This window comes from Vibrio sp. 10N.286.49.C3, from assembly GCF_041469545.1.
GTDB classification, from domain to species: Bacteria; Pseudomonadota; Gammaproteobacteria; order Enterobacterales; family Vibrionaceae; genus Vibrio; species Vibrio tasmaniensis_A.
Genome location: NZ_JBFRKT010000010.1, coordinates 42,265 through 52,166, shown reverse-complemented (window position 1 = coordinate 52,166; position 9,902 = coordinate 42,265). Strand labels below are relative to the sequence as shown.

The 9,902-nt window shown below is 35.2% G+C and carries 7 protein-coding genes and 1 pseudogene; all 8 read left to right on the top strand.

Annotated elements, in window-relative coordinates; all coding sequences use genetic code 11:
* Nucleotides 1-425: hypothetical protein (locus tag AB4180_RS06080; RefSeq protein WP_198595929.1), on the top strand; the 425-nt coding region annotated here is incomplete at its 5' end.
* Nucleotides 422-4,162 carry a glycosyltransferase family 1 protein gene (locus AB4180_RS06075; RefSeq protein WP_102248979.1) on the top strand — a complete coding sequence of 1,247 codons (3,741 nt, stop codon included), beginning with the start codon at nt 422-424 and terminating at the stop codon, nt 4,160-4,162. The genes AB4180_RS06080 and AB4180_RS06075, both read left to right, overlap by 4 nt.
* Nucleotides 4,163-4,463: 301 nt before the next feature.
* Entirely contained in the window at nt 4,464-6,725 is a 2,262-nt protein-coding gene (locus AB4180_RS06070) for a hypothetical protein (RefSeq protein ID WP_102248978.1), read from the top strand.
* A 39-nt stretch (nt 6,726-6,764) separates the two neighbouring features.
* Nucleotides 6,765-7,682 carry a glycosyltransferase family 2 protein gene (locus AB4180_RS06065; RefSeq protein WP_157936314.1) on the top strand — a complete coding sequence of 306 codons (918 nt, stop codon included), beginning with the start codon at nt 6,765-6,767 and terminating at the stop codon, nt 7,680-7,682.
* Nucleotides 7,679-8,401: a sulfotransferase gene (locus tag AB4180_RS06060; protein WP_017097584.1), complete on the top strand. Its 723-nt coding sequence runs from the start codon at nt 7,679-7,681 to the stop codon at nt 8,399-8,401. The genes AB4180_RS06065 and AB4180_RS06060 overlap by 4 nt, the downstream gene beginning before the upstream one ends.
* Before the next feature lie 9 nt (nt 8,402-8,410).
* On the top strand, nt 8,411-8,749 hold the full coding sequence (locus AB4180_RS06055) for a hypothetical protein (RefSeq protein WP_102248976.1): 339 nt from the start codon (nt 8,411-8,413) through the stop codon (nt 8,747-8,749).
* A complete protein-coding gene (locus AB4180_RS06050; RefSeq protein ID WP_017097586.1) occupies nt 8,743-9,054 on the top strand; it encodes an EamA family transporter in 312 nt (103 codons plus the stop codon). The genes AB4180_RS06055 and AB4180_RS06050 overlap by 7 nt, the downstream gene beginning before the upstream one ends.
* Before the next feature lie 366 nt (nt 9,055-9,420).
* Nucleotides 9,421-9,603, top strand: a pseudogene (locus tag AB4180_RS06045) (DapH/DapD/GlmU-related protein); the annotation flags it as partial.
* Between the last annotated feature and the right edge of the window lie 299 nt (nt 9,604-9,902).

Here is a 9,902-nt window from a genome sequence, read left to right as displayed (position 1 = left end):
AAGCTAGAGCGAATGAAGCAATAGCTGAGGCAAGTGTAGCGCTCGCTAGTGTTCATGCAGTCGAAGCTAAATTGAGTGAAGCTGAGGGAATGATTAATGCAATTCTAAACTCAAACTCTTGGCGTATTACAAAACCGATACGATTTTTAGTGCGCTTACCGTTTCGTATAGCAAGAAAATTGAAAAGACTCTTTTTAAAGGTTGCCCGTCGGTTAATTAGGTACCCAATTTACGTAATTATTAGAAACCCGACGCTAAAAGAACAAATATTAAAATTGATCAGAAAAAGCAGTAAATTAGAGCGATTTACTAGAATTATGTACATAAATAACAATGAATCTTCCATAATGCCTGTTGATACTGAGGTCTTAACAGATAGAGGGAATGAAATATTAAATACAATTAAAAGAAATAAAAAATTATGAAAATTTTAATTGACTTACAATCTTGTCAAAGTCCTAGTCGCTTGAGAGGGATTGGACGTTATTCATTAGACTTAGCTTTAGAATTGATTTCAATTGGTAGTGATAAGCATGACTTTCATATATTACTTAATTCTAACTTATCTGAATCAATATTACCGTTGAGAACGGTATTCGAGCCTATTATAGGTTGTGAGAATATCCATACTTTTTCCGGTTTACCAAGAACATCTGGTCTTGAAAATAATATTGAGCTTATACGTGCGACAGAAAAAATAAGAGAATATGAGATTAATTTAATTAATCCGGATTTTGTTCATGTTAGCAGTTTGTTTGAAGGTTTTGACAATAATTCAGTCGTTAGTATACCTGAGATAAATTCAATCCCTACCGCTGTTACTGTATACGATTTAATCCCGCTAGTTAATGAAAAAGAGTACCTGAAAATCCCGCTGCATAAAGCATGGTACTATGAAAAAGTTGAACAACTGAAGCGTGCTGACCTTTTATTTGCAATTTCTGATAGCACCAAGAGAGAGTGTTCTGAGTATCTAAAACTAGGCAACGAAAAGTTGTCGAACATATCATCTTCGGTATCTCATACTTTCTTAAATGCTAAGCTTTCAGAGACTAGCTCTGATGAAGTTTTAGATAAATTTAACATTTGCGGTAACTATCTTTTATATACAGCGAACCTTGATAAAAGGAAAAATATTGCTGGTTTACTTGAAGCCTACTCACTGCTTGATAAAGAGATCAGAAGTTCTTTTAAATTGGTTATTGTTTCGTATATTGATGAGGAACGAAAGGCGACTCTAAACAAAAAGGCGAATAAGCTTGGTATTTTACAAGATGAATGGACGGTTACAGGGCATGTAAAAGACGAAGAACTAGCTGTTTTATATAACCGATGTAGCTTATTTGTCTTTCCATCTTTACATGAGGGGTTTGGTCTGCCATGTCTAGAAGCTATGGTATGTGGTGCTCCTGTAATTGGTTCTAATGTAACAAGCATTCCTGAGGTCATTGGGCTAGAGAGTGCGTTGTTTGATCCTCTTAACTCTCTTGATATGGCAAAGGTGATTACAAAAGCAATAACTGATTCGGAGTTTAATCAGTTATTGCTTAATAATTCTAAAAAAAGGGTGAAAGAATTTTCGTGGACTACGACTGCTGAAAGGTTTCTTCAAGAAATTGAGTCATTTACCCTTCCGGATAAAGCATATATATCAAAGGAAGAGTTGTATCAGCAGTGTATTGAGGGTGTATCTACACCTGCTGTTCTATCAGACACTGATCTTTGTAATATCGCTAGTGCTATTGATCAATCAGCACCCAAAAGTCAGCCTGAATTGCTAATCGATATAACGGCATTAGCGGAAAGTGATGCAAAGACAGGAATTCAACGAGTCGTCAAGTCTATTATCGGACAAATGTGTGGGCTCAAGCTTTCACATCAAATGAGACTGATCTACCTTGCATCTGATGGTAACTATTATTATGCGCGTGATTATGAGAATAAATACGAGCACATAAAAAGTGTGAACCAAGGTTATGTTCAACCACATTCAAGTGATGTTTTCGTAGGGCTAGACTTAGTCGCTCACGCGGCAGAACGGACTGGACAAATATACAAGAAGTGGCGTGAAATTGGTGTTTATATATGCATTGTTGTTTACGATATTTTGCCAATAACAATGCCTACTTTCTTTCACTCTGGAATTAGAGACGCTTTTCCATTGTGGGGAAAAATGATTTCTGAAAGATCGGATCTACTTCTTTGTATATCAGAATCGGTTGCTCATGAGCTCGAAGAGTTCATTCTATCCTCGTCAGTCGTTCGAGAGTTACCTTATACCATTGAACATTTCCATTTAGGAGCTGACTTTTCGGCTTCACCTTCAGAAGATACTCAATTAGAGGTTGAAGAGGAAGGCCTAAAAGGAATAGATTTATCTAAAACCTTTTTAATGGTTGGGACAATTGAACCACGTAAAGGACACCAGCAAGTTGTTGATGCATTTGAAAGATTGAGTGGCTCATTCGAGGATTATACCTTACTTATAGTCGGTCGGGTTGGTTGGAATACTGAGAGTCTAATTAAAAAATTAGAGTTAGCTAATTTACAAGCATCAAACATCAAATGGTTGAGTGACTGCGCAGACGAAACGTTACAGTACCTATACAAAAATGCTCGAGCTTTAATTGCCGCTTCTTATGGTGAGGGGTTTGGTTTACCTCTGATAGAAGCTGCTCAATACGGAATTCCTATCATTGCTCGTGATATTCCTGTATTTCGTGAGGTAGCAGGACAACATGCATACTTTTTTGAAGATAGTATCGATTTTGAAGTGGTTAAAGATGCAGTTGTCAACTGGTCGAACTTATACGATGCGGACAAACACCCTGTATCAGTCGGTATGCCTTGGTTAACATGGGAAGAGAGTGCGTTACAATTTCAGTCGAAACTAATGAGAACTAGTCCAATAACTTATAGTTTGCCTGATGTAGATGTAGATGTAGATAGTGAAAACGAAGCGCCTCAATTAAATATGGAATTGTTAACTGAAATCATGCCTAATATAAAATCAAAGAACACTCTATTTTTAGATATTAGCTCCTTAGTGCATTTTGACCATGCGACGGGAATACAACGTGTGGTTAGAGCAATATGTGATGTTTTACTAAAAGAAAACCTTGAAAGTTACGATTGCCAAGTCGCATTTTCATATCCTGGTGACAATAATTACTACTATCCGAATATAGCTAATGGAAACTTTTCAGTTCCAGATATAAATACGCAAAATAGCAATGTTATAGAATTTAAAGATGGTGATATTTTAGTTTTCCTAGATCTTCATCCCGATAATGGATTTTCGAAAAAGAACTTAATACAACAATTGAAGCAACAAAATGTAAAGTCATACTTTGTTGTTTATGATTTGCTTCCTATATCACACCCTAACTACTTTGTACTCGAGCTTGTTTCTAGTTTTAATCAATGGTTAGAGGCTGTGATTAGTTCTGATGGTGCACTGTGTATATCGGAAGACGTATCGAAAAAATTGTCAGAATGGATCGATAGAAATAACAAACTTACCCCTGCCTATTTTGATAATAAGCATTTCCATTTAGGAGCTAATCTGGATGATACCGTACCTAGTGTAGGTATACCTAGTTACGCAAGCTATATTGAATCTCTTTGCGATACCATGGAAACGTTTTTGATGGTTGGGACTGTTGAGCCAAGAAAAGCGCATGGGTTGGTGTTAGATGCATTTGAGAAACTTTGGGAATCGGGCTCAGACATTGCTTTAATTATTGTAGGTAAAGCGGGCTGGTGCAATGACGTAACTCTCCAAAGGCTCAAGGGGCATAAGCAACTCAATAAACGCCTTTTTTGGTTGGAAGGTATAAGTGATGAATATTTAGACATGCTTTATCAAGATGCGAGCTGTCTTATCGCTGCCAGTGAAGGTGAGGGTTTTGGTTTACCCCTAATTGAATCTGCTATGCATAAAACGCCTATTATAGCACGCGATATTCAAGTGTTTCGTGAGGTGGCTGGTGAGCATGCTTATTACTTCTCAGAAGACGATAACCCAATTCATTTAGAATTGGCGATAAAAAGTTGGCTGAGCTTGTATGAAAGAGATGAGCACCCTAAGTCTGATAATATGCCATATTTGACATGGAAAGAAAGCTCTAAGCAGCTTTTGAAATGTCTAAATGTAAAATAGATTCACTGAGAATTTTTGTCTAATTATTTAAGTGATGGTTCTATAATTCAGTATGATGAAATAATGGTAATTATGTTTATTATAGGAAATGCCTAGCCTAGAGGTAGCTAGGCATTTTTGTCTATATTATATGTTACTTGTTCATTAGTTATTTTTAATAAAACAAAGTTCTTATTTAGTATGTTTTTTGTTTTTTGCGGTTAATATAATCTCTATGAAATTTAATTATAGTTTGTTTTTATTCTTACTAATTGTTATATCTTTAGTTTCGGGACGTGAATTGTTGAGCTATGAGTATTTCATGGACGATGCTTGGATAAGTAGTGAAAATTATTTACGCGATAGTATATTTACACCTGAAGGGTTTGATGTATTTATATCCAATATATATGAAGGTTACGAAAAGCAGTGGACAAAACAAGGGCGGTTTATAGGTGTTATTCCTGTTGTGAGAGCTTTGGAAGGGGTTTTAATCGGTAATGCTACTTGGCATTATATTCTAAACTTGATTTTTAACGGACTTAATGCCTTTTTGCTTTTTTTAGTTATGAATAAGGTGCTAAAAATAGAAAAACGTTTAACTATAATTAGTGCAGTTACATTTGCTGCTTGTTTTGCACTCGATTCTGTTTATTACAATCTAGGCCTATATATAGGCTCATCTGCTGTTAACTATTTGTCTTTATTTTTATTGATAGTGCTAGTTTCAGATAGGTATAAAGAAAACAAAGTTGCATTCACCTTTGTTTATTTATTTTATTTTATTTTAGCTATCGGGAACTATTCGTTTGTTGTTGTTATTCCAACGTTAGTTTTATACATTTACATGATAAGTAAAGATATAAAATTCTCTGCTTATCATGCGTTATTTTTAATTTTACCGATAGTCATAAATCTTTTCATTATATCCTTTTCTCCGGAAAGTAATTATACCGGAACAATTCCAAATTTTAGCATTCAACATGTGTATAATAACTTGGAGAAACTATTTTTGGAGTTGCTGCCAAATAATTATTATGTAAAGTTAAACTTGTCAATTTTTTTGTTATTATCTATTTCTTATGGAGTTTACAAGAGAAAGCTACCATTACTTTCTGTAATCGCAACTTTAGGTCTGTGCGCTAGTTATATTTTCATCTATTCAATTAGCTCTCGAAATGACTTTCCTAACCCATACTTCTTATATGTACCGTACGCAGGGTTGATTTTATTGTTATCGTTGTGTATCAACGTCTGGAAACGTAAATTAATCCTAGGAATCATAGTTTTTTCTACATTATTATCGTTCCAATACTTTGAGGCTAAGGAATATAAGAGCAGTAGAGTCTTTCTCGCTAACCAAACTAAAGATTTTAAGAAGGACTTTAAGGCGATAGAGGATCAGACTTTTAGTAATGAATATAATATTACCATCTTACTTTTTGAGGATTTTAGGTATAGGCATTTACCTCTTGGTAATTTTGATCTTTCAATAAACTCTTGGAAATCGAGTAATAACAAAACATATTACATAATATCTAATGATTATATAAAGATTAATGGTGTTGTTAAATATAAAGTTGGAATCACACAGCATTATGTAGGGAGAGAAGAGTACTTAACAGTATCGGAAATAAAATTTCGTTTAGATAAAAAATGGCTTCTAAGGTTTGATACCAAGCAAGAGATGAAAATTGGTTTTACCCCGTGGTTTGATAAATACTATCGGAGAAGTATGGATAACCAATCATTACGAAATAAATATGAAACTACTGTTAAATATGTAACAAATGGAAATAAGGTTGAAAATTTTTCTCTTTATGATCATTTAGAAAATAATATAGAGTACAAATCCAGATATCACCATGTCTCATCAGAAGAAGGGAGTCGTTATTTTTGGTCTGACGGTGACTTCAAAATGTCCCCTAGAAACACACCAATAGATACGAACATGTACTTATACTCCTCTATTACTTCTCTTTTTGATGGTGAGTTGAGTGTCAATAACGGATACTCGAATACAATATTACCTATGAAAAAAAATATAGCGACTGAACTATGTGTTTTTTTTCCTGAAGGGAAAAAGGCACATCCGGTAAAAATGCACAGTGGTTTATCCAAACTTGAAAAAGGCCTTCCTGATAAAACGGATTTTGGCCCGATGAATGTCAGTTTTAAGGTTGATATTAATTCATCATTTTTGGAGCTTAAGTCTAAAGAGAAAATAAACTTTGACCTTGAAGGGTATGACTTTTCCGGGTTTTATAATGATGAAGGTAGTTATAGGTGGAGTAGCGGTCATGCGTCTATTCACTTGAAAGGTTGCCGCCCTGTTTACAACAAGTTATCAATAACGCTCCATGGTGGTTTTCATTCAGGAAACTTACCGACATTAACTTTAAATGAAAACATTCAGCCTAGTGATGTCAACTATATAAATGATAATCAAATCAAGTTTTCTTTCCTTGAACTTAATGAAACAATTCAGACATTGGACTTTAAAGTTCTTTCTTTTAAGCCTGGGGGAACAGACCCAAGAGAGCTTGGCTTTATGTTCAGAGACTTGTTAATAGAGTACAATTGAGGAGGATTATGATGAATTTTAGTTTTAAAGGTATTCTTAGTGAAGTTATCAATAGTTATCCCAGTTTACAAAAGCCAGCTATTCGTCGAGAAGACAGTGAATGAAATCATTCCTTATGTATCTCAAATCACACATGACTATGAAATCATTCTGGTCAATGATGGAAGCCCTGATGAAAGCTGGAGAGTTATCTCGAAATTAGCAACTGATATAGTTCAGGTTAAGGCTATTAATCTCGTAAAGAATTATGGCCAACATACGGCCGTAATGTGTGGAATTGAGAAAGCGACGGGTGACTATATTGTTACCATGGACGATGACTTACAGAATCCGCCAAGCGAAATTTGTAAGTTAGTAGAAAAAATAAATGAAGGTTATGATCTGGTTTTTGCTGAGTTTGAAGAAAAAAAACATGCACCTTATAGACGCTTAGGAACGAAACTAATTGATGTTTTAAATAACAAAATATTCAATAAACCTGATGATATTGTACTTACTAATTTTAGAATATTTACGCAAGCTTTGGCTCAGCGCATTATCAAATATCGTGTAAACGAACCTTACATCCCTGGTCTATTACTAATGCACGCCAGTAAAATAGGCAATACTATGACTAAACACGCTAAAAGGGATGATGGTGAGTCCAATTATTCTTTAGGGAAAATACTTATACTTGTCAGCCGGTTACTTTTTAATTATTCATCTTATCCACTTAAAGCGCTATCAATACTCGGTGGGGGTATATCTATTGTTAGTTTTATTTGGGGACTTTTTATGATAGTTAATCAATTGCTTTTTGGAAGTAGTGTACAAGGTTGGACAACATTAGTTGCATTACTATCATTTTTGAATGGGTTTGTTATCTTATTGCTTGGGGTACTGGGTGAATATGTTATACGAATTTCAAAAACTTTGTCCCATGATTGCGCTTATCACGTATCAGAGGAAGTCGAATGAACCAGTTTTTTATTGTAGGGGCTCAACGAAGCAGTACAACATGGCTCTATAAAATGTTACAGCAACACCCTCAGATAGCGATGGCCGAGCCCGTTAGACCTGAGCCTAAACACTTTTTAGGTGATGAATTTGACGATAACAAGCACAGCTACTTATCAAAATATTTTTCAAATGTTGAAAGTGACATCCTTGCGTGCGGTGAAAAAAGCACAACTTATATTGAGTCAGAATTAGCTGCTCAAAGAATATCCACTATGTTTCCTGAAGCCAAGATTATTATGGTCTTACGAAACCCCGTTGAAAGAGCATTGTCAAACTATCACTTTTCAGTTAGTAATGGCCTGGAAAGTAGAGGGATTTGTGATGCTATCCTAAATAGAGAACAGGCTCCTTCGCTAACGTCCGTATTGTCCACAGACCCGTTCGATTATTTAGGCAGGGGCTTGTATAAAAATTATATTGACTTGTATGAGAAGTATTTCCCTAAAGATAGCTTACTCATTCTTTCGACAGAAAATTTAACTAAGCATCTATTAAGCTTGTCAAGAACCTACAAGTTTTTAGGTGTTGATCATAAATATGAACCGAAAAGCTTCTTTAGGGCTGAAAATACTAGCTCAAATAAAGAAAAGCCACCAGAGGAAGTGATGGAGTACCTCTACGATTATTATAGAGATACTTTTTTATATTTAGGCCAGTATCCTGACTTTGAACGTTAGAAATTGATTATGCGAATTGTCTCTGTCTTATTTACGGTGTTTTTAACCTTTCTAACATCGGTTATTTTGAGTGAATCAGCATCTCAAGTTGAGTTGTTTAGCTGGGTAGGTATCGCAGTTATTGCTACCGTAGTTTTTTTGAATGTTATCAAGTTTATTGCATGGGGCTGGTTGAACCGTCGTTATGATCTATCAAAAACATACCCATTAACAGCCATGTTTTTTCCTTTGATTTTCATTTATGCGGTTGCTACAGGGGAGGCTGAACTGAGTCTTCAGAAAGTCGTAGGTCTGGGGATTATACTTTCCGGGCTTTATTTGATGGAGGTTTCAAAAAGAAAATGCTAATTGGTTACTTATTTGTTTTTGCTGCTATTTTGGCAACCTCAATAGGAGTTGTAACTTATAAAGAGTACAGTAGGAATAAAAGCAAAATCACTTTGTTTTTTACAGTCGCGCTATTGATGTTAGCGCCAATTATCAGTTTTAACGCTTTACAGTATTTATCTGTGGATGTTGTGTATATGGCGACAAGTTTGAATGGCCTAGTAGTGCTTTTCATGACACGTTTTTTCTTAAAAGAAAATGTGACTTGTAATCAATTTATGGGAGCTGTTTTAGTGTTCATTGGTGTATCAGTTTATATGGTGTAATATTTCATGAAAAAAAACATTCTTCGATTCGCATTTTTACACTATTCATACGGAATCAATATAATACACAGTGTCATATTCTTTTTGCCTCCTGTTTTCAGGGGGCCGGTTTGGCGGTGTCTATTGGGGCAATATAGCCACAACGTGTTTATTGACTCCAATGTGTACTTTCGTTATCCATCGACAATATATTTGGGGCAGGATGTTTCAATTAATCGAGGGTGTGAGTTTTATACATCGTGGCATGATAAGGCTAGCACCAAGATTACAATTGCAAACAATGTGCGATTAGGGCCAGCAATCAGGTTTTTTGCAGCAGGCCACGATGGTAGAGATATTAGTTTACCTGATAATTCCGCTTCAATTGTTGTGGAAGACAACGTTTGGATTGGTGGTAATGCGACAGTGTTGCAAGGGGTAACCATTGGAGAAGGGGCTATTGTTGCGGCAGGAAGTGTTGTTACGAAAAATGTTGAACCTTATACCGTTGTTGGTGGTATACCTGCCGTCTACATTAAGGATAGAGTATTAAGTAATAGCTCTTTTTAGATTGAAATTAGTAAATTTAATGACAGAAACTCGAATTTTAGGGTGTGCCAATACCATTTTCTGTGCACTTATTTTGAGTATCTGATCATGAGGTCGTGATGGTGCTGTTAGCTATTATAGTTAAAATACGCTGTTATTTGAAATTTTTTGTCTGTTTTTGAACCTAAACGGTATACTTCAACTATGTATTTCACCAATTTATGAATATTTAGATTTTATGTGAACTAGCAGTTGCATTCAGACTAGCTATCAAGCCTATAGAGGCACAGTAGATTTTTTCCCTTAATTAAGAAACGCTA

Bases quoted from the DNA above. Each gene is read 5' to 3' on its own strand.
- AB4180_RS06075 (WP_102248979.1), top strand. From the start codon at position 422: ATGAAAATTTTAATTGACTTACAATCTTGTCAAAGTCCTAGTCGCTTG.
- AB4180_RS06070 (WP_102248978.1), top strand. From the start codon at position 4,464: ATGGACGATGCTTGGATAAGTAGTGAAAATTATTTACGCGATAGTATA.
- AB4180_RS06060 (WP_017097584.1), top strand. From the start codon at position 7,679: ATGAACCAGTTTTTTATTGTAGGGGCTCAACGAAGCAGTACAACATGG.
- AB4180_RS06055 (WP_102248976.1), top strand. From the start codon at position 8,411: ATGCGAATTGTCTCTGTCTTATTTACGGTGTTTTTAACCTTTCTAACA.
- AB4180_RS06050 (WP_017097586.1), top strand. From the start codon at position 8,743: ATGCTAATTGGTTACTTATTTGTTTTTGCTGCTATTTTGGCAACCTCA.